Source organism: Streptomyces sp. NPDC001922 (genome assembly GCF_042891165.1).
GTDB lineage: Bacteria > Actinomycetota > Actinomycetes > Streptomycetales > Streptomycetaceae > Streptomyces.
On sequence record NZ_JBIASV010000011.1, the window covers coordinates 289,139 to 313,537 of the forward strand.

At 72.7% G+C, this 24,399-nt stretch carries 20 protein-coding genes; 4 read left to right on the top strand and 16 right to left on the bottom strand.

Annotated elements, in window-relative coordinates; translation table 11 throughout:
* Nucleotides 1–304: 304 nt before the first annotated feature.
* The 16 genes from ACFYYR_RS22280 to rsmH all read right to left on the bottom strand — a co-directional run bounded on the left by ACFYYR_RS22280 (nt 305) and on the right by rsmH (nt 18,176).
* Nucleotides 305–1,450 (bottom strand): DivIVA domain-containing protein, encoded by a 1,146-nt coding sequence (locus ACFYYR_RS22280; protein WP_351509599.1) that lies wholly within the window; start codon nt 1,448–1,450, stop codon nt 305–307.
* Nucleotides 1,451–1,499: 49 nt separating this feature from the next.
* Entirely contained in the window at nt 1,500–1,784 is a 285-nt protein-coding gene (locus tag ACFYYR_RS22285; protein WP_351509597.1) for a YggT family protein, read from the bottom strand.
* Between the two features lie 60 nt (nt 1,785–1,844).
* Nucleotides 1,845–2,486, bottom strand: coding sequence for a cell division protein SepF (locus ACFYYR_RS22290; RefSeq protein WP_388856139.1), 642 nt, complete (start codon nt 2,484–2,486; stop codon nt 1,845–1,847).
* Nucleotides 2,487–2,638: 152 nt separating this feature from the next.
* On the bottom strand, nt 2,639–3,358 hold the full coding sequence (locus ACFYYR_RS22295) for a YggS family pyridoxal phosphate-dependent enzyme (protein WP_388856141.1): 720 nt from the start codon (nt 3,356–3,358) through the stop codon (nt 2,639–2,641).
* A complete protein-coding gene (gene pgeF, locus ACFYYR_RS22300; RefSeq protein ID WP_388856144.1) occupies nt 3,355–4,164 on the bottom strand; it encodes a peptidoglycan editing factor PgeF in 810 nt (269 codons plus the stop codon). Before pgeF ends, ACFYYR_RS22295 begins: the two co-directional genes overlap by 4 nt.
* Nucleotides 4,165–4,176: 12 nt before the next feature.
* The gene (ftsZ, locus tag ACFYYR_RS22305) at nt 4,177–5,412 is read right to left on the bottom strand and encodes a cell division protein FtsZ (protein ID WP_388856147.1); all 1,236 of its coding nucleotides are present in this window, start codon (nt 5,410–5,412) and stop codon (nt 4,177–4,179) included.
* Between the two features lie 276 nt (nt 5,413–5,688).
* Nucleotides 5,689–6,474, bottom strand: coding sequence for a cell division protein FtsQ/DivIB (locus tag ACFYYR_RS22310; RefSeq protein WP_388856149.1), 786 nt, complete (start codon nt 6,472–6,474; stop codon nt 5,689–5,691).
* Nucleotides 6,475–6,487: 13 nt separating this feature from the next.
* A complete protein-coding gene (gene murG / locus ACFYYR_RS22315) occupies nt 6,488–7,582 on the bottom strand; it encodes an undecaprenyldiphospho-muramoylpentapeptide beta-N-acetylglucosaminyltransferase (RefSeq protein WP_388856152.1) in 1,095 nt (364 codons plus the stop codon).
* Between the two features lie 6 nt (nt 7,583–7,588).
* Nucleotides 7,589–8,929, bottom strand: coding sequence for a putative lipid II flippase FtsW (gene ftsW, locus ACFYYR_RS22320; protein ID WP_388856154.1), 1,341 nt, complete (start codon nt 8,927–8,929; stop codon nt 7,589–7,591).
* Nucleotides 8,930–8,986: 57 nt separating this feature from the next.
* On the bottom strand, nt 8,987–10,438 hold the full coding sequence (gene murD, locus ACFYYR_RS22325; protein ID WP_388856156.1) for a UDP-N-acetylmuramoyl-L-alanine--D-glutamate ligase: 1,452 nt from the start codon (nt 10,436–10,438) through the stop codon (nt 8,987–8,989).
* On the bottom strand, nt 10,420–11,484 hold the full coding sequence (gene mraY / locus ACFYYR_RS22330) for a phospho-N-acetylmuramoyl-pentapeptide-transferase (protein ID WP_388856158.1): 1,065 nt from the start codon (nt 11,482–11,484) through the stop codon (nt 10,420–10,422). The genes murD and mraY overlap by 19 nt, the downstream gene beginning before the upstream one ends.
* 5 nt (nt 11,485–11,489) lie before the next feature.
* Nucleotides 11,490–12,920, bottom strand: a complete 1,431-nt coding sequence (gene murF, locus ACFYYR_RS22335; RefSeq protein WP_388856161.1) for a UDP-N-acetylmuramoyl-tripeptide--D-alanyl-D-alanine ligase — start codon at nt 12,918–12,920, stop codon at nt 11,490–11,492.
* Between the two features lie 68 nt (nt 12,921–12,988).
* Nucleotides 12,989–14,728 (bottom strand): UDP-N-acetylmuramoyl-L-alanyl-D-glutamate--2,6-diaminopimelate ligase, encoded by a 1,740-nt coding sequence (locus tag ACFYYR_RS22340; RefSeq protein WP_388856164.1) that lies wholly within the window; start codon nt 14,726–14,728, stop codon nt 12,989–12,991.
* A 106-nt stretch (nt 14,729–14,834) separates the two neighbouring features.
* Complete coding sequence (locus tag ACFYYR_RS22345; RefSeq protein ID WP_388856166.1) at nt 14,835–16,763, bottom strand: peptidoglycan D,D-transpeptidase FtsI family protein; 1,929 nt, start codon at nt 16,761–16,763, stop codon at nt 14,835–14,837.
* A gap of 67 nt (nt 16,764–16,830) precedes the next feature.
* Nucleotides 16,831–17,223: a septum formation initiator family protein gene (locus tag ACFYYR_RS22350; protein WP_388856169.1), complete on the bottom strand. Its 393-nt coding sequence runs from the start codon at nt 17,221–17,223 to the stop codon at nt 16,831–16,833.
* On the bottom strand, nt 17,220–18,176 hold the full coding sequence (rsmH, locus tag ACFYYR_RS22355) for a 16S rRNA (cytosine(1402)-N(4))-methyltransferase RsmH (RefSeq protein WP_351509571.1): 957 nt from the start codon (nt 18,174–18,176) through the stop codon (nt 17,220–17,222). The genes ACFYYR_RS22350 and rsmH overlap by 4 nt, the downstream gene beginning before the upstream one ends.
* A 376-nt stretch (nt 18,177–18,552) precedes the next feature.
* Here rsmH and ACFYYR_RS22360 point away from each other — a divergent pair, with 376 nt between their 5' ends.
* The 4 genes from ACFYYR_RS22360 to ACFYYR_RS22375 all read left to right on the top strand — a co-directional run bounded on the left by ACFYYR_RS22360 (nt 18,553) and on the right by ACFYYR_RS22375 (nt 24,188).
* Entirely contained in the window at nt 18,553–19,098 is a 546-nt protein-coding gene (locus ACFYYR_RS22360) for a beta-class carbonic anhydrase (protein WP_388856172.1), read from the top strand.
* Nucleotides 19,099–19,372: 274 nt separating this feature from the next.
* The gene (locus ACFYYR_RS22365) at nt 19,373–20,371 is read left to right on the top strand and encodes an AAA family ATPase (protein ID WP_388856175.1); all 999 of its coding nucleotides are present in this window, start codon (nt 19,373–19,375) and stop codon (nt 20,369–20,371) included.
* On the top strand, nt 20,371–21,714 hold the full coding sequence (locus ACFYYR_RS22370) for a DUF58 domain-containing protein (RefSeq protein ID WP_388856178.1): 1,344 nt from the start codon (nt 20,371–20,373) through the stop codon (nt 21,712–21,714). The genes ACFYYR_RS22365 and ACFYYR_RS22370 overlap by 1 nt, the downstream gene beginning before the upstream one ends.
* Entirely contained in the window at nt 21,711–24,188 is a 2,478-nt protein-coding gene (locus ACFYYR_RS22375) for a DUF3488 and DUF4129 domain-containing transglutaminase family protein (protein WP_388856181.1), read from the top strand. The genes ACFYYR_RS22370 and ACFYYR_RS22375 overlap by 4 nt, the downstream gene beginning before the upstream one ends.
* Nucleotides 24,189–24,399 lie beyond the last annotated feature (211 nt).

The window sequence follows — 24,399 nt, forward strand, 5'->3', positions numbered from 1 at the left end:
GGGGCGGCCCCCCAGTACCAGTGCGTGCGCCCCCCCCCCCCCCCCCCCACAACAACCCCCCCCCCCCCCCCCCCCCCCCCCCCCCCCCCACCCCCGAAACCCACCACACACCCGCACCCACACAACCGAGGCCCGCACAAACGAACCGCAGAACCCCCAAGCGCGCGCCGCACGGCGACAACACACGGCGACGAAACGCCCCCACCACCCAAAAGAACCGGGCCCCAGGACTGTCGTCCCGGAGCCCGGCCCTTCGATATGCCGACTGCTCGGTAGCCCGGCGCCTAGCGCCGCGAGCCGCCCGTCAGTTGTCGTCCTCGTCGATGAGGAAGCCCCGCATCGGCGACGGCGCCTGCTGCATGGGCTGCTGCCCCTGCGGCCGCACCGGAGCCATCGGCTGGGTCATCGCCGGTGACATCTGCTGCTGACCGCCGTAGGACTGCGCACCGGCACCGGGATTGTGCCCGCCGTGACCGCCCATGGACTGGTTGCCACCCATCGTGTGGCCACCCATCCCGCCGGCACCGGCACCCGCACCCGCCATCGACGGGGACGGCGGCAGCGACGCGGCGGCCGGGGTACGCGGCGGGGCGAGCGAGTCGTCGGACTGGTTCTCCAGCTGACGCAGCTGGCTCTCCAGGTACGACTTCAGTCGCGTCCGGTACTCGCGCTCGAAGCCGCGCAGGTCCTCGACCTTGCGCTCCAGCGTGGCGCGAGCGGACTCCAGCGAGCCCATCGCGACGCGGTGCTTCTCCTGCGCGTCCCGCTCCAGGGCGTCGGCCTTGGCACGGGCGTCCCGCTCCAGGCCCTCGGCACGGCTGCGGGCCTCACCGACGATCTTGTTGGCCTCGGAACGGGCCTCCGCGATCGCCTGGTCCGCGGTCTGCTGCGCGAGCGAGAGGACGCGGGCGGCGCTGTCGCCACCCGGGCCCTGGCCCGGCTGCGGCAGGTGCGGGCCGGGACCACCGGGACCGCCGGGGCCACCAGGGCCACCGGGACCGCCCGGGCCACCGGGGCCGCCCATCGGACCACCCATGGGGCCGCCCTGGCCCATCGGGCCACCCTGGCCCATCGGACCGGGACCGTGCTGCCCCTGCGGACCGCCGTGTCCACCGGGACCTGCGGGCAGCTGAGGTGCGCCACCGGGCAGCTGGGGCGGGCCCATCTGCTGTTGGGGCGGCACCGGCTGCGGTCCTGATATGGCAGCGGGCACGGGTGCGCCGGGTCGCTCCTGACCCTCCGGCTTGCGCATGCCCTGCTGCTGGTTCTGCGCGGCAGCACGGGTCGCGGCGGCCAGCTTGGCCCGCAGGTCCTCGTTCTCCCGGAGCAGACGGGTCAGTTCACCCTCGACCTCATCGAGGAAGGCATCGACCTCGTCCTCGTCATAGCCTTCTCGGAGACGGACGGTCGTGAACTGCTTGTTCCGCACGTCCTCGGGGGTCAACGGCATCTCTTCTTCACCTCTACGTAGTCGTCGGCAATCGGCATGACCGTATCGTTCACAGCCACCTCACGACGGTGATCAGGATGTAGACGATGATCATCAATACGAAGAAGGACAGGTCGAGCGCTACGCCCCCGAGACGCAGCGGCGGAATGACCCGCCGCAGAAGCTTGAGTGGCGGATCAGTGACAGTGTAGGTGGCCTCGAGGAGGACCACCATCGCCCTGCCGGGTTGCCATGAGCGGGCGAACTGGAAGACATAGTCCATGACCAACCGGAAGATCAGCACAATCAGGAAGCAGTACAGCGCGATGTAGATCACCTGCAGTGCGATGTCCATCTCGCGGTGCCTCTCCCCTTACTCGTGCCGGACCCGTGGCTCCGGTGACCATGGTGCGTCTCAGCTCTGATTGAAGAACCCGCCCTCTGCAATACGGGCCTTGTCCTCCGCCGTGACATCGACGTTAGCAGGCGACAACAGGAACACCTTCTGCGTCACTCGCTCAATGCTTCCATGGAGGCCGAAGACCAAACCGGCAGCAAAGTCGACAAGTCGCTTCGCGTCGATGTCGTCCATCTCCGTCAGATTCATGATCACCGGAGTGCCCTCACGGAAGTGTTCCCCGATGGTACGGGCTTCGTTGTAGGTCCGGGGGTGCAGCGTGGTGATGCGGTAGGGCTCCCGCTCGGACACGACCTTGGGCATGATCACAGGTGCGTTCTTCTCCGGATTCTGACGTTCAGGTGTGATGGATGCCACGGGTGCGATACGCCCCCCTCGCCCCCCTTCCGGGAGAAGGGACCCGGAGCGCCCGCTTTCTGCGGTGAGGGCGACGGGCTCGCGCTGGACGGGCGGATGCACCACTCGCACCGGTTCGTCCGGATCCGTCCGGTCCGACGGATGTGACTGGTGTGGCCGACGAGCCCGCTCGGGCTCCGGCTCGGGCTCGAATTCGTCGTCGGGGTCGAATCCCCGGCCGTCGTAACCATCGTCCTCCACGAGGCCGAGGTAGACCGCCATCTTGCGCATCGCGCCGGCCATTCTCTGCGTCCTCCGCTCTGTGGTGGCTCCCCTGCCTCCTGCGGAGAGGCACCGTGGGCTCCGTCACCGGGCGCCCGGGATCCACTCGGCCTGCCCGCCCGACGGGCGGAAATGACCATATTTTCTGCTGTGGTCCGACTTGCTTCGCGACGTTACCGGAGCCGGGTCCGGACTCCGAGTACCGCGGTGCCGACGCGCACATGTGTCGCCCCGGCCGCCACCGCGTCCTCGAGGTCCGAGCTCATTCCCGCGGACACCATGGTGGCAGCAGGATGCCCCGTGCGCAGGCCGGACGAGATTTCCACCAGCCGGTCGAACGCCGCCCGTTGACGCCCCGCGTAGGGGCCGGAGAGCGGCGCCACGGTCATCACGCCGTCCAGCCGGAGCCCCTCGGCCGCGGCGATCGCGTCGGCGATCTCCGGCACCCGGTCCGGCGCGACGCCACCCCGGCCGCCGGCCTCTCCCGCCTCTGCGTCGAGGGCGACTTGGAGCAGGCAGCCGAGCTCCCGCCCGGCGCGCACCGCGCCGGTGGAGAGAGCGCCCACGAGCTTCGCCCGGTCGACGGACTGGACGAGATCGGCGTAACCGGCCACGGAACGGACCTTGTTCGTCTGCAGCTGACCGACGAAGTGCCAGGTGAGGGGCAGGTCCGCGCACTCCGCCGCCTTGGGCGCCGCCTCCTGGTCCTTGTTCTCGGCGACGTGCCGCACCCCGAGTTCGGCGAGCAGCCGGACATCGCTCGCCGGGTAGGTCTTGGTGACCACGATGAGGGTCACCTCGTCCCGGGCCCGCCCCGCGGCGGCGCACGCGGCGGCGATCCGCTCCTCCACCCGGGCCAGGTTCTCGGCCAGTTCGGCCCTGCGGTCGGTCACGTGGCCCCCTCGGCCCTGTCGGCCTCCGCGCCGTCCCGGCGGGCGGCCTGGCCGTCGGCTCCCCGAGGGGCCCCGTCGTCCAGCCAGACGTAGCCGGCGAGGCGGCCGGTCGTCCGGTCGCGGCGGTAGGAGAAGTGGTCGGACGACTCCAGGGTGCAGATGCGGGACTGTTCGCGCATCCGCACCCCGAGCCGGTCGAGTTGTGCGTGGACACCGGCGGTGACGTCCACGGCGGGGGTGCCCCAGCTGGTGGTCGCCCAGGACTCCGGAACGGCGCGCGCCACCTCGGCCCGCATGTCCTGAGGCACCTCGTAGCAACGGCCGCAGACGGCCGGGCCGGTGACGGCGGTGATCCGCGAGACCTCCGCGCCCAGCGAGAGCATCGCCTCGACGGCCGCCGGGACGACCCCGGCCACCAGTCCGGGACGCCCGGCATGGGCGGCGGCCGCGACGCCCGCGACGGGGTCGGCCATCAGGACCGGGGTGCAGTCCGCGGTGAGCACGGCGAGCGGCAGGCCGCGACGCGCGGTCACCACCGCGTCCACCGCCGGGACATCGCCGGCCGGTCCCCACGGTCCGTCGACCACCGCGACGTCCCGGCCGTGCACCTGGTTCATCCAGACCACCCGGTCGGGATCGATGCCCAGGGACCGCGCGGCGCTCCGGCGGTTGGCGACGACGGCGGCCGGGTCGTCACCGACCGCGCCGCCCAGATTGAGCTCGGCGTACGGAACGGCGCTCACCCCGCCCCACCGGTCGGTGAAGGCGAAGTGGGCGCCGCTCGCGCTGACGTTCTGCGTTATCACTGCGTGCTGTGCTTATTTCAGGAAGTCCGGGACGTCCAGTTCCTCGGCCTGGCTGTCCTGGTAGGGACGGGCCGGGGGAACCTGGGGCGGTGCGACCGGGGGAGCGGAGGTCTCGCCCACCGGGGCCGCCTCCACCTCGTCGGGCTCCTCCTCGCGCGGCGTCACCGAGCCGAGGCCGCCGAACGACGAGCGGCCGGCGGTGTCGGAGGACGAGGAGGACGGGCGGCCGGCGGACGGGTAGGGCTCCTCGCGGCTGCCGCCGGACGAACCGAGTACCTTGTCGCGGTTCTTGGAGGGCGGCTGCCCGCCGTCGAAGCCCGCCGCGATCACAGTGACCCGCACCTCGTCGCCGAGCGCGTCGTCGATGACCGCACCGAAGATGATGTTGGCCTCGGGGTGGGCCGCCTCGCTGACCAGCTGGGCCGCCTCGTTGATCTCGAAGAGACCCAGGTCGGAGCCGCCGGAGATGGAGAGCAGCACACCGCGGGCGCCGTCGATGGACGCCTCCAGCAGGGGCGAGGAGATCGCCATCTCCGCCGCCGCCACCGCGCGGTCGTCGCCGCGGGCCGAGCCGATGCCCATGAGCGCGGACCCGGCCTCGGACATCACCGACTTCACGTCGGCGAAGTCGAGGTTGATGAGGCCAGGGGTGGTGATGAGGTCGGTGATGCCCTGGACACCGGAGAGCAGCACCTGGTCGGCGGACTTGAACGCGTCGAGCACGCTCACCTGCCGGTCCGAGATGGACAGCAGCCGGTCGTTGGGGATCACGATGAGGGTGTCGACCTCGTCGCGCAGGCCGGCGATGCCGTCCTCTGCCTGGTTCGCGCGGCGGCGGCCCTCGAAGGTGAACGGGCGGGTGACCACGCCGATGGTCAGGGCGCCCAGCGAGCGGGCGATGTTGGCGACCACCGGCGCTCCGCCGGTACCGGTCCCGCCGCCCTCACCCGCGGTGACGAAGACCATGTCGGCCCCCTTGAGGACCTCCTCGATCTCCTCGCGGTGGTCCTCCGCGGCCTTGCGGCCGACATCGGGGTTGGCGCCGGCGCCGAGGCCGCGGGTGAGCTCGCGGCCGACGTCCAGCTTGACGTCGGCGTCGCTCATCAGCAGGGCCTGCGCATCGGTGTTGATCGCGATGAACTCGACGCCCTTGAGACCGACCTCGATCATCCGGTTGATGGCGTTGACGCCACCGCCGCCGATGCCGACGACCTTGATGACTGCGAGGTAGTTCTGCGGTGCTGCCACGTCGAAGGCCTCTCGCCTCGAGTTACGTGTCCGTGCGTCACGTTGGCCGCGGTGCACGGACTGATGCCGATGTGGGACGGTCCGAACGCCGACCCGAACCCTAACGGTGAAGTTTAGGGTTACCAGTATGTCTGCTCTGTGGAGTCTTCGAACGAGACACTAAGTCGACAAGTGCTGCGCGTTCAACGAACACGCCGAACCTCCCGTTTTTCTTTTCACCCTATGTGATCACGCATAGCGCTAGCCAACCAGGGTGCTGGGGCGCCTCCGGGCACGTCAACTCCCGGATGCGGCAGGGGCGGTGGGAGCACTCACATCGAAGTGCCGGGCGCCCCGGGCGGCTTTCAGCAGCGCGAGCAGAGTCCGCGATTTGGCGCGGCCGTTCTCCCCGCTCCCCCACCGGACGGTCCGTCCGTCCGTCAGCTCCAGCGTGATGGAGTCATATGAACCGACCTTGACCACCCGGGTGTCGCGCCGGACCTCCGCCGGGAGCCCGGCGGCGACGCGGACCGCCTCCCGGCGGAGCCGGTCGGCACCGAAGCGCCGCCGGCTCGGGGAGTCTCCGGCCGCGAGCTCCAGCAGCGGCACCCCGTCCGGACGCTTCCGCACCTGAGCGAACCTGACGCCCTCGGCGTCCACTTCGGTAAATCGTCCGCCCGCTTCGATCAGCAGTTGCGGACGCCTTTCGGTCACCTTCAGATCGATGTTGTCCGGCCAGGAGCGGACCACATCGACCTCGGCGATGCGCGGCAGCGCGGCCCGCAGCCGGGCGGCGACCTCGTCGGTGTCCACGGACACCAGGGGGTCGCCGGCCGGCACGCCGGCCGCCGCGACCACCTGACGGGGCCGGAGCACCGTGGTGCCCTCGGCGTTCACCCGCTCGACCCGGGTCCAGTCGGAGCCGTACAGGACCCAGACGGCGCCCACGCCGAGCAGCACCGCGCCCGCCAGCGAGGCGACCAGGGTGCGGCGGCGGGGGCGCCGGAGGCGGATCCGGAGCAGGGGCGGGCCGGACGGCGGGGAGCTCCGCGCACCGCGTCGGTCCGTCGTCGTTCCGGCCACGCCCCCTGCTTTCTCACGCCTGGCGGCGTGCGGAGATCGCCTCGTACACCATGCCGACCAGCAGGTCGTCCGCGTCCCGGCGGCCGAACTCCGCGGCGGACCGGGACATCTCGTACAGCCGGTGCGGGTCGGCGAGCACCGGGAGCACCTGGCTCTGCACCCACTCGGGGGTCAGCTCGGCGTCGTCGACCAGCAGGCCACCGCCGGCCTTGACCACCGGCTGGGCGTTGAGCCGCTGCTCGCCGTTACCGATCGGCAGCGGTACGTACGCGGCGGGGAGCCCGACGGCGGAGAGCTCGGCCACCGTCATGGCGCCCGCACGGCAGAGCATCATGTCGGCCGCGGCGTAGGCGAGGTCCATCCGGTCCACGTAGGGCACCGGGATGTACGGCGGCATGCCGGGCATATTGTCCACCCGGGGCAGCTCGTTCTTGGGGCCCACCGCGTGCAGGATCTGGATGCCCGAGCGCTGCAGCGCCGGGGCGACCGCCTGCACCACCTCGTTGAGCCGCCGGGCGCCCTGCGAGCCGCCGGAGACCAGCAGCGTCGGCAGGTTGGGGTCGAGCCCGAAGGCGGCCCGCGCCTCGGGACGGACCGCGCCCCGGTCCAGCGTGGCGATGGAGCGGCGCAGCGGGATGCCGACGTAGCGGGCGTTCCGCAGCTTGCTGTCCGGGGTGCTCACGGCGACGCTCGCGGCGTACCGGGAGCCGATCTTGTTGGCCAGGCCCGGACGGGCGTTGGCCTCGTGCACGATGATCGGCACCCCGAGCCGCTTGGCGGCCAGATAGCCGGGGAGGGCGACGTAGCCCCCGAAGCCGACCACGCAGTCGGCCTTGGTGCGCTCCAGGATCTGCTCGGCGGCCTTGATGGTGCCGCGCAGCCGCCCGGGCACGGTGATCAGCTCCGGTGTGGGCTTGCGCGGCAGCGGTACGGCCGGGATCAGTCCCAGTTCGTAACCCCGCTCCGGGACGAGCCGGGTCTCGAGTCCGCGCTCCGTGCCGAGGGCCGTGATCCCCACGGTCGGGTCCTGCCTGCGCAGGGCGTCCGCGAGGGCAAGCGCGGGCTCGATGTGGCCGGCGGTCCCCCCACCGGCGAGTACGACATGCACCGAAATTCACCGCTCTCCGGACGGTCGCTGCTTGACGCGCCGTCTCATCGTCTTCCATCTCACCCCAGCCAGCTTCTTTCTCACAGCAGGCTGCCGCATGGCCAGCGCCGCCCGCGCACCGGGTTCGCTGCGCGCGAAGGCGATCAGCAGCCCGATGGCGAACATCGTCGGCAGCAGGGCGGAGCCTCCGTAGGAGAACAGCGGGAGGGGGACACCGGCGATCGGCAGCAGACCGAGCACCGCACCGATGTTGACCACGGCCTGAGCCGTGATCCAGGTGGTCACACCTCCCGCGGCGTACCTGACGAAGGGGTCCTCCGTGCGTCCGGCCACGCGGATACCCGCATAGCCTAGAGCCGCGAAGAGGGCGAGTACCGACAGCGTCCCCGCCAGGCCGAGTTCCTCCCCCGTCACGGCGAAGATGAAGTCGGTGTGCGGTTCGGGGAGTTGGCCCCATTTCTCCAGGCTTGCACCCAGTCCGGAACCGAACAGTCCGCCGGAGGCGAGCGCGTAGATCCCGTGCACGGCCTGCCAGCACTGATCGTTCGGACCGGGGTCGGTGGCGCCGATGCAGGCGAGCCGGGCCATCCGGTTGGCGCTGGTGGTGATCAGCAGGAGGCCCAGGACGGCGGTGCCGCCGAGCACCCCCGCGAAGAGCCGGGTGGGGGCTCCGGCCAGCCAGAGCAGGCCGAAGAGGATCGCGGTGAGGATGATGGCGGTGCCCATGTCACCGCCCAGCATGATCAGCCCGAGGAGCAGGAAGGCGGCCGGGACCAGCGGCACGAGCAGGTGCTTCCACTGGTTGAGCAGCCGCTTGTCCTGCTTGCGGGCGAGCAGGTCGGCGCCCCAGAGCACCAGGGCGAGCTTGCCGAACTCGCTGGGCTGGAGCTGGAAGGGTCCGCCGAGCTGGAGCCAGTTCCGGTTGCCGTTGACGGTCTGGCCGATGCCCGGGATCTGCACCAGGGTCATCAGGAAGACCGAGACGGCGAGCAGCGGATAGGCCAGCGCCCGGTGCAGCCGCACGGGGAGCCGGGAGGCGAGCAGCAGCAGACCGGCGCCGAGGGCGGCGGCGATCAGCTGCTTGCGGAAGTAGTACGTGGACGGCAGCCCGGACTGCAGGGCCTGGATCTGGGAGGCGGAGAAGACCATCACCAGGCCCAGGACGGTGAGCAGGGCGCTGCCGCCGAGGATCAGGTAGTAGGCGGTCAGCGGGCGGTCCCAGGCCCGCCTGAGCCGGGTGTGCAGCTTCCGCAGGCCGCCCAGGGCGCTGCCGCGCGGACGCTCCGGGGCCGGGCCGCCCCGCCCGCGGGGGCGGGACGCCGCCGGTCTCGCCGTACGGGCCGTCATGTCCCCTCCTGAAGGTCTGGTGCGCCGGACCGGTCCGCGGCGCGGGGACGGGACCGGCTAGCGCTGCTGTGCCCCGGGGGGCGCCTCCAGCTCCCGTACGGCCGCCGCGAAGGCCTCGCCGCGCTTGCCGTAGTTGACGAACATGTCCATCGAGGCACAGGCCGGGGCCAGCAGGACGGTGTCCCCGGGCCGGGCGAGCCCGGCCGCTTCCCGGACGGCCGCGGCCATCGCCCCAGTGTCGGTCCGGTCGAGGTCGACGACCGGCACATCCGGGGCGTGTCGCGCCAGCGCTTCCCGGATCAGGGCCCGGTCCGTGCCGATCAGCACGGCGCCGCGCAGCCGGCCCGCCGCGTTGCTGACGAGGTCGTCGAAGGTCGCGCCCTTGGCGAGGCCGCCCGCGATCCACACGATGTGCTCGTAGGCGGCCAGGGACGCCTCGGTGGCATGGGTGTTGGTGGCCTTGGAGTCGTCGACGTAGGCCACGCCGCCGACGTCCGCCACGTGCTGGATGCGGTGCGCGTCGGGGCGGAAGGAGCGCAGTCCGTCGCGGACGGCCGTGGCCTCGACGCCGAAGGCGCGCGCGAGGGCCGCCGCGGCAAGGGCGTTGGCGATGTTGTGCGGGGCCGGCGGGTGGACGTCGGTGACCTCGGCCAGCTCCTGGGCGTGGCTGTGCCGGTTCTCGACGAACGCCCGGTCGACCAGGATCCCTTCCACGACGCCGAGTTGGGACGGGCCGGGGGTGCCGAGGGTGAAGCCGATGGCGCGGCAGCCCTCCTCGACGTCGGCGGCGCGGACCAGTTCCTCGGTGGCGGGGTCGGCGGCGTTGTAGACGCAGGCGACCTGGTTGCCCTCGTAGATCCGGCCCTTGTCGGCGGCGTACGCCTGCATGGAGCCGTGCCAGTCGAGGTGGTCGGGCGCGAGGTTGAGGACGGCGGCGGAGTGCGCGCGCAGGCTCGGCGCCCAGTGCAGCTGGTAGCTGGACAGCTCGACGGCGAGGACGTCGTAGGCGCGCTCCCCGCCCTCGTCCTCGGCGAGCACCACGTCCAGCAGCGAGACGCCGATGTTGCCGACGGCGGCGGTGCGCAGTCCGGCGGCCTCCAGGATGGAGGCCAGCATCTGCACGGTGGTGGTCTTGCCGTTGGTGCCGGTGACGGCCAGCCACGGGGCGGCGCCCGGCCGCCGCAGCCGCCAGGCGAGTTCGACGTCGCCCCAGACCGGGACGCCCGCCGCGGCGGCGGCCGTGAAGAGCGGCTTGTCCGGCCGCCAGCCGGGCGTGGTGACGATCAGCTCGGTGCCCTCGGGGAGCGTGTCGCCGTCGCCGAGGCGCACGGTGACGCCCAGTTGCTCGAGTTCGGCCGCCTGCCCGCGTGCCCGCTCGTCGTCACCGTCGTTGACCACGGTGACGCGGGCCCCGAGGCCCCGCAGCACGCGTGCTGCGGGGACCCCGGAGACGCCGAGGCCGGCGACGGTGACGTTCTTGTCCGCCCAGGTCACTTGCCTGCCGCCCACCCTGCGTAGAAGAGACCGAGACCCACGATCACGCACATGCCCTGGATGATCCAGAACCGGACCACCACCAGCACTTCCGTCCAGCCCTTGAGTTCGAAGTGATGCTGGAGCGGTGCCATGCGGAAGACCCGCTTGCCGGTGAGCCGGAAGGAACCGACCTGGATGATCACGGACATGGTGATCAGCACGAACAGGCCGCCCAGCAGGGCCAGCAGCAGCTCGGTGCGGGAGCAGATCGCCAGACCGGCCAGCGCGCCGCCGAGGGCCAGCGAACCGGTGTCGCCCATGAAGATCTTGGCGGGCGAGGTGTTCCACCACAGGAAGCCGAAGCAGGCGCCCATCAGCGCGGAGGCGACGACCGCGAGGTCGAGCGGATCACGCACCTCGTAGCAGTTGGGTCCGGCGGTGATCTGGTTGGCGCAGGACTCCTGGTACTGCCAGACGCCGATGAACGTGTACGCGCCGAAGACCATCACCGAGGCGCCGGTGGCGAGGCCGTCGAGGCCGTCGGTGAGGTTCACGCCGTTCGACATCGCGAGAATCATGAACAGCGCCCAGATGGTGAAGATCACCGGGCCGAGGTACCAGCCGAAGTCCTGGGTGAAGGACAGCCGGTCGGAGGCCGGGGTCTGGCCCCGGGAGTCGGCGAAGTTCAGCGACAGGACCGCGAACGCGATACCGACGATGAGCTGTCCGGCCATCTTGGCCTTGGCCCGCAGACCGAGGCTCCGCTGCTTGACGATCTTGATGTAGTCGTCGAGGAAGCCGACCAGGCCCATGCCCGCCATCAGGAACAGCACCAGCACACCGGAGAAGGTGGGCTGGGCGGAGGTGATCACCTTCGTCAGGGCGTACGCGATCAGCGTGGCCAGGATGAAGGCGATACCGCCCATGGTGGGAGTACCGCGCTTGCCGTGGTGGCCGCGCGGGCCGTCGTCCCGGATGAACTGGCCGTAACCCTTCTTGGCCAGCAGCTTGATCAGCAGCGGGGTGCCGATCAGGGACAGGAAGAGCCCGATGACTCCGGAGAAGAGAATCTGCTTCATCGAGTTCATCGGGCGACGGCCTCGCCCTCACCGGCGCTGTCGAGCAGCCCCTGTGCGACCCGCTCCAGGCCCTCGGCCCTGGATGCCTTCACCAGCACGACGTCTCCCGGGCGCAACTCACTGCGCAACAGGTCGATCGCCGCCCGCGCGTCGGACACGTGCACCGACTCCTCACCCCACGAACCCTCATTCTTGGCGCCCATGTCCAGCCAGGCGGCCTCCGGGCCCCCCACCGCCACGAGCTTGCTGACGTTGAGCCGGACGACCAGTCGTCCGACCGCGTCGTGCTCGGCGAGTGAATCGTCACCGAGCTCGGCCATGCGACCGAGTACCGCCCACGTCCGTCCCCCCTTGGCCTGTGCGGCTCCTCCCATGGCGGCGAGTGCGCGCAGCGCGGCGCGCATGGACTCGGGGTTCGCGTTGTAGGCGTCGTTGACGACGGTCACGCCGTCCGAGCGCTCGGTGACCTCCATGCGCCAGCGAGAGAGCTGCCCGGCTTCGGAGAGCGCCTGGGCGATCCCGTCCACGGACATGCCCAACTCATGGGCGACGGCGGCCGCGGCGAGCGCGTTCGACACGTGGTGCTCACCGTACAGCCGCAGCGTCACGTCGCTGCACCCGGTGGGGGTACGAAGGCGGAAAGCGGGCCGGCCGGTGTCGGTGAGCCGGACGTCCTCGGCGCGCACATCGGCGTCCTCGGCCTCGCCGAAGAGCACCGTACGGGCCTTGGTCCGGGCCGACATGGCGCGGACGAGGGGGTCGTCGGCGTTGAGCACGGCGACACCGCCGTCGGCCGCCGCGGGCAGCACCTCGACCAACTCCCCCTTGGCCACGGCGATCTGCTCACGGCCGCCGAACTCGCCGATGTGGGCGGTGCCGACGTTGAGCACGACACCGATCCGGGGCGGGGTGAGCTCCGCGAGGTAGCGGATGTGGCCGATGCCGCGGGCGCCCATCTCCAGGACCAGGTGCCGGGTGGCGTCGTCGGCCCGCAGCGCGGTGAGCGGGAGACCGATCTCGTTGTTGAACGAGCCGGGCGTCCAGACGGTGGGGGCGATCCGCTCCAGCAGCTGGGCGATCAGGTCCTTGGTGCTCGTCTTGCCCGCCGAGCCGGTGAGGCCGACGACCGCGGCACCGAGCCGGGCCACGACGGCGCGCGCCAGGGCTCCCAGGGCGGCTTCGACATCGTCCACGACGATCGCGGGGACACCGACGGGGCGGGCGGCCAGGACGGCTGCCGCGCCCGCCTCGACGGCGCGCTGCGCGTAGTCGTGGCCGTCGACGTGCTCCCCCCGGAAGGCGACGAAGAGGCCGTCGGGCTGCACCTCACGGGAGTCGATCACCACCGGCCCGGTGACCCGGCGGCCGGTGTCGGGTATGTCGTGCGGCTGTCCGGAAACGATCGAGGCGATCTCGGCGAGCGTGAGTGCGATCATCGCTCACCTCCCGGGGTAGCGGTACAGAAGAGCTGCCTCGTGGAGGCGTATGCGCGCATGGAGTTCTGTCATCCCTGGTCGTTGCGGTGCGAAGAGGGGGTGCGGAGCGTTTCCGGCGCGTGGTCGTGGTGCTGGCCCCCGTGGCGGAGGCCGGAGGCGGGCCGGGTGGCCTCGATGGCCTCGCGCAGCACCTGCCGGTCGTCGAAGGGGCGTACCACCCCGGCGAGGTCCTGGCCCTGCTCGTGGCCCTTGCCGGCGACGAGGACGGTGTCGCCCGGCTCGGCGCGGGCGACCGCGGCGGCGATCGCGGCGGCGCGGTCCGGCTCGACGACGACGTCGCCGCGCTCGTGCGCGGGGACCTCGGCGGCGCCGGCCAGCATTGCGGCGAGGATCGCCAGCGGGTCCTCGGAGCGGGGGTTGTCGGAGGTCAGGACGGCCGTGTCGGAGAGCCGGGCGCAGGCGGCGCCCATCGGGCCGCGCTTCTGGATGTCGCGGTCGCCGCCGCAGCCGAGGACGATGTGGATCCGGCCCTCGGTGACCTTGCGCAGGGCGCGCAGGACGGATTCGACGGCGTCGGTCTTGTGGGCGTAGTCGACGACGGCGAGGTACGGCTGCCCCGCGTCGACCCGCTCCAGCCGGCCCGGGACGCCGGGGACGGCGGCGACGCCGTCGGCCGCGGTCTGCGGGTCGATGCCGGCGACGACGAGGGCGGTGATCGCCGCGAGGGCGTTGGCGACGTTGAACGGGCCGGGCAGCGGGGCCTCGGCGCGTACGGACTCGCCCTTGGGGCCGAGCACGGTGAAGGTCGAGCCGAGCGGGCCCACCTCGACGTCCGCGGCCCGCCAGTCGGCGTCGGGGTGGCCCTCGGCGGAGAAGGTGGTGACGGGGACCTCGGAGATGTCCACCAGGCGCTTGCCGTACTCGTCGTCGAGGTTGACGACGCCGGCGCGGCTGCGGCGGGCGGTGAACAGCTGGGCCTTCGCCTGGAAGTAGTCCTCCATGCCGGAGTGGAACTCCATGTGCTCCGGGCTGAGGTTGTTGAAGAGGGCGACGTCGAAGACGGTGCCGTCGACCCGGCCGAGGACCAGGGCGTGGCTGGAGACCTCCATGGCGACGGCGCCGACGCCGCGCTCGCGCATCACGGCGAAGAGGGCCTGGAGGTCGGTGGCCTCGGGGGTGGTGCGCTCGCTCTTGAGCCGGTCGTCACCGATCCGGGACTCGACGGTGCCGATCAGGCCGGTGAGCTTCCCGCGGCCCTCCGCGGGGGAGCCGGCCCCGGAGGCGGCCCGGAGGCCGCCCTCGACGAGGTACGCGGTGGTGGTCTTGCCGGAGGTTCCGGTGATCCCGATCTGGAGCAGGTCGTGGCCCGGCTCGCCATAGATCGCGGCGGCCAGGGCGCCCATCCGGGCCCGCGGCTGGTCGACCACGAGGACCGGCAGGCCGGTGGCGGCGGCGCGGTCGGCGCCGGCCGGGTCGGTGAGGATCGCGGCGGCCTGCAGGTCGGCGGCCTGCGCCGCGAAGTCGGCGCCGTGGAAGCGGGCGCCGGGCAGGGCGGCGTAGATGTCGCCGGGGCGCACCGCCCGGGAGTCGTGGGTGATGCCCGTGACCGTCGCGCCGGCGGATTCGTCGGGCGCCCTGGTGCCCAGCTGATCCGCCAGGGCCGCGAGCGGGGTCGGGCGGACCTGGTCCGGTCGGGGCGCTCCCGGGTAGGTCACGGGAACATCTTGCGGCGTGTGGGGCTGATCAGCATGTGGCACGGCGGTGAGCGTACCGGGCGTACCGGGCCTGCGGCGAAATGAGGGGGGCATTGGGGGAGGCGGTCCGTCCGGGGGTGGCGGTCGGTGGCGGGCGGCGGCGCGGGGCGGGGTGTCCTGCGGCGCGGGGTCGGGGGTGGTGGTCATCGAAAGGATCCGGTCATCCGCCGGGGCGGTATTCGACGGGAAGCCGGGCGGGGCGTTCTCCGGTCGGCGGGACCTGCAGGGTCTTCAGTGCGAACTCCATGACCTGCTTGTACACCGGGCCGCAGACCTGGCCGCCGAAGTAGCTTCCGCTGGTCGGGTTCTGCACGGCGCAGTAGACGGTGATCCGCGGCTTGTCGGCGGGGGCGAAGCCCGCGAAGGAGGCGGTGTAGCCCCGGTAGCGGCCGGTTTCCGGGTCCACCCGGTTGGAGGTACCGGTCTTGCCGGCGACGCGGTAGCCGGGGATGCGGGCCTTGGTGCCGGTGCCCTGCTCGTCGTCGACGACCGACTCCAGCATCCGGGCGAGGGTCGTCGCCGTCCCCGGGCTGACGACCCGGGTCTTCTCGGGCGCCGGGGCGCGGGTGAACCGGCCGTCCGGCCCGCGGCTGCCGCGGACCAGGGTCGGCTCGATCCGTTCGCCGCCGTTGGCGATGGTGGAGTACACCGAGGCGGCCTGGACGGCGTTGAGCGAGAGCCCCTGACCGAACGGGATCGTGTACTGCTGCGAGGAGCTCCAGTCGCCCGGCCTGGCCAGAATGCCCGGGGTCTCACCGGGGAAGCCCAGGCCCGTCGGCTGTCCGAGCCCGAATTTCCGCAGATAGGAGTGGAGGACCTGGTTGGCCTTGCGCTGCGTCCGGCCGAGCTGCTCGACGGAGAGGATGGTGCCGATGTTGCTGGACTTGGCGAGCACCCCGTTGAGGGTCAGGTCCCAGGTGGGGTGGTCGATGTCGTCGGCGAACAGCCGGTCGGCCCGGTGCAGCCGGTTCGGGACGGTGACCCGGGTCCCGGCGGTCGCCACACCCTCCTCCAGCACCGCGGCCATGGACATCACCTTGCTGGTGCTGCCCGGTTCGTACGCGTCCTGCAGGGCGGCGTTGCCGAGGGAGCCCCGGGCCTTGGAGAGGTCGTTGGGATCGAATCCGGGGGCGTTGGCCATGGCCAGGATCTCGCCGGTGCGGGTGTCCTGGGCGATGACGTAGCCGCGGTCCGCCCCCGAGGCCCGTACCTGCTCGCTGATCGCCTTCTGGGCGGCCCACTGGATGTCCCGGTCGATGGTCAGCTCGACATCGGAGCCGGGGACGGCGGGCTGTTCGTGGGAGCCCACGGTGGGCACCTGACGGCCGCCGGACTGAGCGTAGGTGACCTTGCCGCTCTTTCCGGCGAGCCGCCGCTCCAGCTGGGCCTCGAGCCCGCCGCCGCCCTTGCCCTCGGCGTTGACGAAGCCCAGTATCCCGGCGGCGAGGTCCTTGTTGGGGTAGATCCGCTTGCTGTGCGGCTCCTGGAAGACCCCGGCGAGGACGTTGCCGCCCTTGCCCTGCGCGGCCTTCTCGGCGAAGGCGTTCTTGAGGTCCTTGATCTGGTTCCAGACCTGCGGCGGCTGCCGGCGGGCCAGCAGGACGTAGCGGGTGTCGGGGGCGGAGAGCTTCCGGGCGAGTTCGTCCTCGTCCCGGTCGAGGATCGGCGCGAGGAGGGCCGCCGCCTGCCGGGGCGCGTCCTCGGCCTTGCTCTGCTCCGGGGTGAAGCGGAACGGGTCGGCGGTGATGTCGTACGCGTCGACGGTGGCGGCGAGGGCCACGCCGGTGCGGTCGGTGATCGACCCGCGCTCGGCGGCGAGGGTGTGCGTCACATAGCGGTTGACGTCGGCCTTGGCCGCGTAGGTGCTCGCGTCCACGGCCTGCACCTGGAGGAGCCGGACCACGAACGCCAGCATCACGACGGTGAGGCCGAGGCCGACCAGCCGCAGCCGCGGCCGGGGCCGGGCGAGACGGATCTGCTGCGGGCGGGCCGCGGGGCGCGGGCGGCGGGCGTCGCCGCGCGGCGCGGAGGGACGGGGCGCGGAGGGGCGGGGCACACGGCGCCGTGGGGGCTCCTGGGGCGGGGTCATGCGAGGGCCTCCGAGGGGTGGAGCGTCTCGGGACGGGGGCGCCGTGTCACCGGGCGCGGCGGAGGGGTCACGGTGCCGTGGCGAGCCGGGGCGCGTACCCCGCCGAGGCGGGCGACGGTACACCGCGGGCCGTGCCGTCCGGGTTCAGGAACGCCGGGCTTCCGCCGGGCACCAGCCCCAGTTCCCTCGCCCGCTTCTCCAGGGCGTCCGGCGCGGAGTAGGCGTCGACCTCCTGCTGCAGGGCCTGCTGCTGGTCCGTCAGGTCGGTGGTCTCCTTCTTCAGCCGGCTCAGCCGGAAGGAGCCCTGGTTCAGCGAGGCGTTGAGCAGCAGCAGCGAGATCAGGCCACCCGCGAGGAGGACCACGACGAGGACGACGAAGGGCGTCCGGGCGGCCGGGCCGGAGCGGGCCGGCACCAGGTGTGCCAGCCGTGCTGCCCTGCCGCGGACGGCCCGTTTCACGCCACGTCCTCCCGGATGCGCTGGGCGCCGCGGAGCCGTGCCGGGGCGGCCCGCCGGTTCTCGGCGACCTCTTCCTCCGTGGGCAGCTCGGCGCCGCGGGTGAGGAGCTTCAGCCGGGGCTGGTAGCGCTCGGGGACGATCGGCAGGCCGGGGGGCGCGGTGCTGGTGGCGCCTTCCGCGAAGACCTGCTTGACCAGCCGGTCCTCCAGCGAGTGGTAGGAGAGGACGGCGATCCGGCCGTCGACGGCGAGCCGGGAGACGGCGGCCGGAATGGACTCCTCCAGGACCGACAGTTCGCCGTTGACCTCGATGCGCAGCGCCTGGAAGGTCCGCTTGGCCGGGTTGCCGCCGGTCCGCTTGGCGGCCTGCGGGAGGGCGTTGCGGATCAGTTCCACCAGGCGGGCGCTGTTGCTGAAGGGTTCCTTCTCGCGCTCGCGGACGACCGCTTCCACGATCTTGCGGGCGAACTTCTCCTCGCCGTAGGCGCGCAGGACGCGGACCAGTTCGCCGGGCGGGTAGGTGTTGAGGACCTCGGCGGCGCTGATGCCGGTGCTCTGGTCCATCCGCATGTCGAGCGGGGCGTCCTGGGCGTAGGCGAAGCCCCGGTCGGCCTCGTCCAGCTGCATCGAGGAGACGCCGAGGTCGAACAGGACGCCCTGGACGCGCGGGACGCCGAGGCGGTCGAGGACGTCGGGCAGCTCGTCGTAGACGGCGTGCACCAGGGTGGCGCGGTCGCCGAAGGGCTCGAGGCGCTCGCCGGCCAGCTTCAGGGCGACCGGGTCGCGGTCGAGGGCGATGAGCCGGGCCGCGGGAAAGGTGCCGAGCAGGGCTTCGCTGTGACCGCCGAGCCCGAGCGTGCAGTCGACGACGACCGCGCCGGGCTGGGCGAGAGCTGGGGCCAACAGGTCCAGGCACCGCTGGAGCATCACCGGGACATGTCGGGTCTCGCTCATGCGCCCCTCTCAGGTCCGGCGCGCGCCGGGCGTACGCACCGCCGGGTCCCCGCCCGCTCAGAAGGGGAAGTGGCCTGCTGGCGCCGGGGAAGGGACGTCAGCCCGCCGGGAGCGGGAGGAGGCCGAGCCGTGCGTACGCGCAGCGCACGCGGGGTTTTCAGTTCCGAAGGGAGCCTCACGCCTCCCACTTCGCGTCACTTTAGTCCACTCGTCCCCTCGGTCAACCAACGGGCCTGCGCGCCGGGAAACTGTTCGTCACCCGTTCGGCCGCAGGCTTCGCGCTCCTGTGGGTTACCTCACAGCACGGGTGCGTTGGCCTCGTTATGCCCGACCTCACCGAGGGCCGTCCGCGGGGAGGCGGGCTAACGTCAGCACTATGTCGACATCCGCACCTCAGCCCGCTGCCGACCGCCCCTCCGACGGCGACTCGGTCATCGACCGCCTCATCGAGGCCAACCGGACATACGCGGCCGGCTTCACCGACCCGGGGATGGACGCCCGCCCGGTCCTGAACGTCGCCGTGGTCGCCTGCATGGACGCCCGTATCGACCTGCACGCCGCGCTCGGCCTGCGGCTGGGCGACTGCCACACCATCCGCAACGCGGGCGGGGTGGTCACGGACGACACCATCCGCTCCCTCACCATCAGCCAGCGGGCGCTCGGCACCCGCCACGTCATACTCGTCCACCACACCGGCTGCGGCCTGGAGAGCCTCACCGAGGAGTTCCGGCACGACCTGGAGATGGAGGTCGGGCAGCGGCCCGGGTGGGCGGTGGAGTCCTTCCGCGACGTCGACCAGGACGTCCGGCAGTCCCTGGAGCGGGTACGCACCTCCCCCTTCCTGCTCCACACGGACGACGTCCGGGGCTTCGTCTTCGATGTCCGCACCGGCCTGCTCCGGGAAATCGACCCCCGTCCGTGATCACTTGAGTGATCATCTCCGTATGTATCCGCGTGACCGCGCCGGTGGCGACACCGGGGCCGGGAACGACGGGACGGCGATCACCAGGCAAGCCGGTCACTCCTGACGAAACGGCCGCGGTTATCCACAGCCGAGTGACGTAAAGGCGTACGGGCATGAAGAATGCCTGGTGTGACACCGAACCGGTTCCTGTCGGACGCGGTGCGCATTTTCGGGGTGGACCGGGTCCGTTGACGAGGGCTCCGGTCCGACAGGACGGGCCGAGGAGGGCCGGGTGACCACCTATGACGATCGAGCGAGCCTCACGGATCTGACGTCCGCTGCGGAGCGGGTGCGCGGGTCGGTGGAGAGCGTGATCGAGGGCAAGCCGGACGTCGTACGGCTCTCGCTGACCGTGCTGCTCGCCGAGGGGCATCTGCTGATCGAGGATGTGCCGGGCGTCGGCAAGACCATGCTCGCCAAGGCGCTCGCCCGGTCGATGGACTGCTCGGTCCGGCGCATCCAGTTCACCCCCGACCTGCTGCCCTCGGACATCACCGGCGTGAGCATCTTCGACCAGCAGCAGCGGGAGTTCGAGTTCAAGCCCGGGGCGATCTTCGCGCAGATCGTCATCGGGGACGAGATCAACCGGGCCTCCCCCAAGACCCAGTCGGCCCTGCTGGAGTCGATGGAGGAGCGCCAGGTCACGGTGGACGGGCAGACCTACGAGCTGCCCAGCCCCTTCATGGTGGTCGCCACCCAGAACCCGGTGGAGATGGAGGGCACCTACCCGCTCCCGGAGGCCCAGCGGGACCGCTTCATGGCCCGGGTGTCGATCGGCTACCCGAGCGCGGAGGCCGAGCTGCAGATGCTGGACGTGCACGGCGGGGTCTCACCGCTGGACGACCTGCAGCCGGTGGCGCACGCCCACGAGATCGTGAAGCTGGTGGACGCGGTCCGCACCGTCCATGTCGCCGAACCGGTGCGGCGCTATGCGGTGGATCTGGTGGCGGCCACGCGCACCCACCCCGACCTGCGGCTGGGCGCGTCACCGCGGGCCACCCTGCACCTGCTGCGGGCGGCGAAGGCCGCGGCGGCGCTGAGCGGCCGGGACTTCGTGCTCCCGGACGACCTCCAGGGGCTGGCCGTGGCGGTGCTGGCGCACCGGCTGCTGCCGACGCCGCAGGCCCAGCTGAACCGGCGCACCGCCGAGCAGATCGTGGCGGAGATCCTGCAGCGGACCCCGCTGCCCGGCCCGTACGGCCACCAGACGCCCGGCGCGCGGAGGCTGTGATGACCGCCGCGCCCGAGCCGTCGGCGGGCGACGAGGACGGGGGCGGTCTCCGGGGCGCCCTCTCCGGGCTGACGACGCGCGGGCGGTCCTTCCTGGCGGCGGGTGTCGCGGCGGCGACCTGCGCCTACGTGCTGGGCCAGCCGGACCTGCTGCGGGTGGGGCTGCTGCTGGCGGTGCTGCCCCTGGTGGCGGTGACCGTGCTGTTCCGCACCCGGTACCGGGTGGCGGGCAGCAGACGGCTGTCCCCCGGACGGGTGCCGGCCGGCTCGGAGTCCCGGGTGTATCTGCGGGTCGACAACGTCTCGAAGCTGCCGACCGGGCTGCTGATGCTCCAGGACCGGGTGCCGTACGTGCTGGGGCCGCGGCCCCGGTTCGTGCTGGACCGGGTGGAGGCCGGGGGCCGGCGCGAGGTCTCGTACCGGGTGCGGTCCGACCTCCGTGGCCGCTATCCGCTCGGCCCGCTCCAGCTGCGGCTGAGCGACCCGTTCGGGATGTGCGAGCTGACCCGGGCGTTCAGCGCGCACGACACGCTGACCGTGGTCCCGCGGGTGGAGGCGCTGCCCGCGGTCCGGATCGCGGGCGACGCCTCGGGGTTCGGCGACGGGCGGCACCGTTCGCTGGCGCTGGCCGGTGAGGACGACGTGATCCCGCGCGGCTACCGCACCGGTGACGATCTGCGCCGGGTGCACTGGCGCTCCACGGCCCGGTACGGCGAGCTGATGGTGCGCCGCGAGGAGCAGCCGCAGCGCTCGGGCTGCACGGTGCTGCTCGACACCCGGCGGGCCGCGCACCGGGGCTCGGGGCCGGATTCGGCGTTCGAGTGGGCGGTGTCGGGCGCCGCGTCGGTGGCGATGCACCTGCTGGAGCAGGGGTTCTCGGTCCGGCTGCTCACCGACTGCGGCAGCGCGGTGCCGGGGCCGGAGGGGTCCGGCGGGGACAGTTCCGCGGCCGCCGGGCTGCTGCTGGAGACGCTCGCGGTGGTGGAGACTTCCGAGGAGGAGGGCTTCTCCCGGGCGTACGACGTGCTGCGCGGCGGCAGCGAGGGGCTGCTGGTGGCCTTCCTCGGCAGCCTCGACGACGAGCAGGCCGCGGTGGTGGCCCGGATGCGGGCCCGCACGGGGTCCGCGGTCGCGTTCGTCCTGGACGGCGCCGCCTGGGCCGGGGAGAGCCGGCCTGCCGACCGGGCGTCCTTCCGCCACCGGGAGCAGCGGCTGCGCGAGGCGGGCTGGACGGTGCTGGCCGTCTCGCCGGGGGACGCCCTGCCCGAGCTGTGGCGCCGGGCGGACGGGCAGCGGACGAGCGAGGGGGCGCCGGTGGGCGGTCTCACGGGGAGCGGGGCATGAGCGGACGGGGACGGCTGACGATCTGTGCGGCGCTGGCCACGCTGCTGGCGGCGGGTTCGCTGCTGCCACTGGTCGAGCCGACCGGATGGATCCTCCAGGCCGCGTTCCTGCTGGCCGTCGTCTCCGGTGTCGGGGCGCTGACCCGCCGGGTGCCGCTGGCCAGGCCGCTGACGATCGCGGCGCAGGCCCTGGTGGCGCTGCTGCTGCTCACGGTGGCCTTCGCCCGCGGGCAGGCGGTGGCCGGCGTGCTGCCGGGGCCGGACGCGTTCCAGGAGTTCGGCCAGCTGCTCGCCGAGGGCGCCGACGACGTGGGGCAGTACGCCATACCGGCTCCGGTCACCGGGGGCATCCGGCTGCTGCTGATCGGCGGGGTGCTGGTGATCGGCCTGACCGTGGACGCGCTGGCGGTGACGTACCGCAGCGCCGCGCCCGCCGGTCTGCCGCTGCTCGCCCTGTACTCCGTCGCGGCCGGGCTGTCCCAGGGCGGGGCGCGCTGGCTGTGGTTCCTGCTGGCGGCCGGCGGATATCTGCTGCTTCTGCTCGCCGAGGGCCGGGACCGGCTGTCCCAGTGGGGGCGGGTCTTCGGCGGGGCGCCCCGGGGGCCGAGCCGGCTCGGAGCGGGGCTGGAGCCGGCCGGCGGCCGGCCCGGCGCGCCGGTGCGGTCCGGGCGGCGGATCGGCGCGGTGGCCCTGGGCATCGCCCTGGTGGTGCCGGCCGCCCTGCCGTCCCTGGGCGGCGGTCTGCTGGGCGGGCAGGGGCGCGGCGCTGACACCGGACCGGGCGGCGGCACGATCTCCGCCGTGAACCCGCTGGTGTCGCTGCAGAACAGCCTGAACCAGCCGGAGGACCGGGAGGTCCTCTCCTACCGCACGAGCGCCGACTCCACGCAGGACATGTATCTGCGGATCGTCGCCCTCGACCACTTCGACGGCAGTTCCTGGAAGCCCTCGGAGCGGCGGGTCGGCGACGTGCCGTCACCGCTGCCCGCCCCGCAGGGGCTGGCGCCGGGGGTGCGGGCCGGCACGGTCCGGACCAACCTGGTGGCCGCGGACTGGTACAAGCAGAACTGGCTTCCGCTCCCCTACCCCGCCACCGAGGTGCGGATCGGCGGACGGTGGCGGTACGAGCCGGAGGGCCGCACGCTGGTCGGCGACCGGGGGCAGACGACCCGCGGGGCGAAGTACCAGGTGTCGAGCCTGCTCGTGGAGCCGACGGCGGAGCAGCTGGCGCGGTCCGGGCCGCCGCCGGCGGAGCTGGTGGAGGAGTACACCAAGGTCCCGGACTCGCTGCCGGACGTGGTGGGGCGCAAGGCCCGCGCCGTGACCTCGGGCGCCTCCAACCCGTACGAGAAGGCCGTCCGGCTCCAGGACTGGTTCGCCTCGAAGGGCGGGTTCACCTATGACACCCAGGTCGCCGCGGGCAGCGGTTCGGAGGCCATCGCCCGCTTCCTGAAGCAGAAGCAGGGCTTCTGCGTGCACTTCTCGTTCTCGATGGCGGCAATGGCCCGGACGCTGGGCATCCCGTCGCGGGTGGCGGTGGGCTTCACCCCCGGCTCGTCCGGTGCGGACGGGTCGATGTCCGTGGGGTTGAAGGACGCCCACGCCTGGCCGGAGCTGTACTTCCAGGGCATCGGCTGGACCCGCTTCGAGCCCACGCCGACGCGGGGCACCGTGCCCGACTACGCCATCGAGGAGGCGCCGTCCGGCGGAGCCTCCGAACCGGCGGAGCCGCAGCCCAGCACGACATCGGCCCCTTCGGCCGCGCCGACGCCCTCGGACAGCTGCCCGCCGGAGAAGAGGAAGCTCGACGGCGGCTGCGGCGCACCCGTGCAGCAGACGGGCGGCGGCCCCACGGACCGCGGTCTGCCGCTGGGCACCATCCTGTCCACCACGGTCCTGGGACTCCTGGTCCTGGCCCTGCCCGCGCTGCCCCTGCTGTGGCGGGTGCGGGTCCGGCGCCGGCGGCTGTCCGAGCCGGGCGGGAGCGGGAGCGACCGGGACGGACACTCCGGTCCGGCCGGGTCCCCGGGACCGGGCTCCGGTCCGGGCGAGCGGACGCTGGCCGCCTGGCGTGAGCTCATCGACTCGGGGTGGGACTACGGCATCGTGCCGGACGACTCGCAGACACCGCGTCAGGCCTCGGCCCGGATCGCCCGGCAGGGCGGTCTGGACACCGCGGCGACCGAGTCGGCGCACCGGGTGGCGGCGGCGGTGGAGCAGGTGCTGTACGCACCGGCGCCCCGTCCGGCCACCGGGCTGGCGGCCGATGTGCGCCACGTCCGGGACGGGCTGCACTCGGCCGCGGGCCGGAGCACCCGGCTGCGGGCCCTGCTCGCTCCGCGGTCGGCGGCACGGGTGGCCTGGGCCTTCTCCCGGTGGCGGTCGGCGCAGGTCGCGCGGTGGAGCGCCCGATGGGGCGTGGACCGCTGGGCGGAGACCCTGCGGCGCGCCTTCCCCCGACGCCGGCGAGGGTGAGACCGCCGGCCGGGGCGCCCGCCCTGCGGCGTGAGGATGCCGTCCGCGGATGCCCCGTTCCGTGACGCAGCCCCTGAACCCGAGCCGGGAAGCACGAGGAGTCCGGAGCGGACGGGGTGTGTCCGGCGTCGGGCGCGCTCTTGGGGCTGGGGCGTGACGGCATCCCCCGGGCATCCGGGGCGGGCAGCGGGCGCGCGGGCTGGTGGGCGGC

Bases quoted from the DNA above. Each gene is read 5' to 3' on its own strand.
- ACFYYR_RS22280 (WP_351509599.1), bottom strand. From the start codon at position 1,450: ATGCCGTTGACCCCCGAGGACGTGCGGAACAAGCAGTTCACGACCGTC.
- ACFYYR_RS22285 (WP_351509597.1), bottom strand. From the start codon at position 1,784: ATGGACATCGCACTGCAGGTGATCTACATCGCGCTGTACTGCTTCCTG.
- ACFYYR_RS22290 (WP_388856139.1), bottom strand. From the start codon at position 2,486: ATGGCCGGCGCGATGCGCAAGATGGCGGTCTACCTCGGCCTCGTGGAG.
- ftsW (WP_388856154.1), bottom strand. From the start codon at position 8,929: ATGACGGCCCGTACGGCGAGACCGGCGGCGTCCCGCCCCCGCGGGCGG.
- mraY (WP_388856158.1), bottom strand. From the start codon at position 11,484: ATGAAGCAGATTCTCTTCTCCGGAGTCATCGGGCTCTTCCTGTCCCTG.
- murF (WP_388856161.1), bottom strand. From the start codon at position 12,920: ATGATCGCACTCACGCTCGCCGAGATCGCCTCGATCGTTTCCGGACAG.
- ACFYYR_RS22340 (WP_388856164.1), bottom strand. From the start codon at position 14,728: ATGCCCCCCTCATTTCGCCGCAGGCCCGGTACGCCCGGTACGCTCACC.
- ACFYYR_RS22345 (WP_388856166.1), bottom strand. From the start codon at position 16,763: ATGACCCCGCCCCAGGAGCCCCCACGGCGCCGTGTGCCCCGCCCCTCC.
- rsmH (WP_351509571.1), bottom strand. From the start codon at position 18,176: ATGAGCGAGACCCGACATGTCCCGGTGATGCTCCAGCGGTGCCTGGAC.
- ACFYYR_RS22360 (WP_388856172.1), top strand. From the start codon at position 18,553: ATGTCGACATCCGCACCTCAGCCCGCTGCCGACCGCCCCTCCGACGGC.
- ACFYYR_RS22370 (WP_388856178.1), top strand. From the start codon at position 20,371: ATGACCGCCGCGCCCGAGCCGTCGGCGGGCGACGAGGACGGGGGCGGT.
- ACFYYR_RS22375 (WP_388856181.1), top strand. From the start codon at position 21,711: ATGAGCGGACGGGGACGGCTGACGATCTGTGCGGCGCTGGCCACGCTG.